1 protein-coding gene is annotated in these 1,432 nt (G+C 40.7%); it reads left to right on the forward strand.

Annotated elements, in window-relative coordinates:
- Positions 1-52 precede the first annotated feature (52 nt).
- Positions 53-1,398 (forward strand): IS3 family transposase gene (locus CSV73_RS16285; RefSeq protein ID WP_099628087.1). Its coding sequence is split into 2 segments (ribosomal slippage): positions 53-497 and positions 497-1,398, totalling 1,347 coding nucleotides; the frame shifts between segments, so codons are not numbered across the junction.
- Positions 1,399-1,432: the final 34 nt, after the last annotated feature.

The raw sequence follows: 1,432 nt of genomic DNA on the forward strand, positions 1-1,432 counted from the left end.
TGAACTGCACCCCAAAACTTGGACACATTCAAAGGAAAAGGATGTGGTTCAAGTGAGAAAAATTCATGTAGAAGATAAGATTCAAGCGGTTAAACGATACATTGAAGGTAATGAAAGTCTTCGTGAAATCGCTCAATCTATCGGAATTGATAAGAGTGAAATTCGTTATTGGGTACAGCGATATCGGTATCACGGAGAAAATGGTTTCAAGAAACCCTGTACAAGTTATTCTGTACAATTTAAACTGGACGTAATCCATTATATGGTTGATGAGAATACGTCCCTCAGAGATACTGCTGCCCGCTTCAACTTAACGCACCATTCCACGCTTAGAAGATGGGTAAATGCGTATAGGGAAGAAGGGGCGGACGCCTTGTCACCAAAAGAAGAGGGGCGTCTATCCATGAAACAAAACCCAGAAAACAAGAAGAAACCATCTGTTTCTGAAAAAGAACTACAAAAGGAAATTGATTTCTTACGAATGGAAAATGCTTATTTAAAAAAGTTAAATGCCTTAGTTCAGGAACAGGAAAAACTACTAAAGAAAACAAAGCGCAAGTAGTCTTCGAACTAAGGCACCGATTCACAGTGAGTGCGCTTCTACAACTGGCAGAACTTGCCCGCAGCACGTATTACAACTTAGTAAACCGATGGGATCGATCTGACCCTGACGCGACTATTAAACAGCTGATTCTTAGCATCTATCATGAGCACAAAGGACGTTACGGCTACCGGCGGATTCAAATGGAATTACGATGTCTCGGCCATATTGTGAACCATAAAAAAGTACAACGCATTATGAAAGTGCTGAACCTTACCTCTCTAGTCCGGATCAAGAAATACCGTTCGTACAAAGGAAAAGTGGGCAAGACCGCCCCGAATATCCTGGAACGAGATTTCCAAGCAGAGCAGCCGAATGAAAAGTGGGTAACGGATATTACTGAGTTCAAGCTATTTGGAAGCAAGTTCTATTTATCCCCGATGTTAGATTTATTTAACGGAGAAATCATTGCGTATACACTCGGTTCCAGACCAACCTATGTCTTGGTTGACGAGATGTTGAATCAGTCATTACAGACCCTAACAAATCAGGATCAACTAGTCATCCATTCAGACCAAGGTTGGCATTATCAAATGAAACCATATCAAAATACATTGAGCGAAAAAGGGATTACCCAAAGTATGTCCCGAAAGGGCAACTGTTACGATAACGCGGTCATGGAAAGTTTCTTTGGCACGTTTAAATCCGAATTTCTGTATCTACAGGAATTTGAAAATAGGGAACAATTCACAAAAGAGCTAGCCGAATATATCTCCTATTACAACTCCAAACGTATTAAATCAAAATTGGGGATGAGTCCGATAGAGTATCGAACTCACCACCAGCTTAGTGCGTAATAAAACTTGTCCAACTTTTGGGGGTCACTTCATT

The organism is Sporosarcina sp. P1 (assembly GCF_002743155.1).
GTDB classification, from domain to species: domain Bacteria; phylum Bacillota; class Bacilli; order Bacillales_A; family Planococcaceae; genus Sporosarcina; species Sporosarcina ureae_B.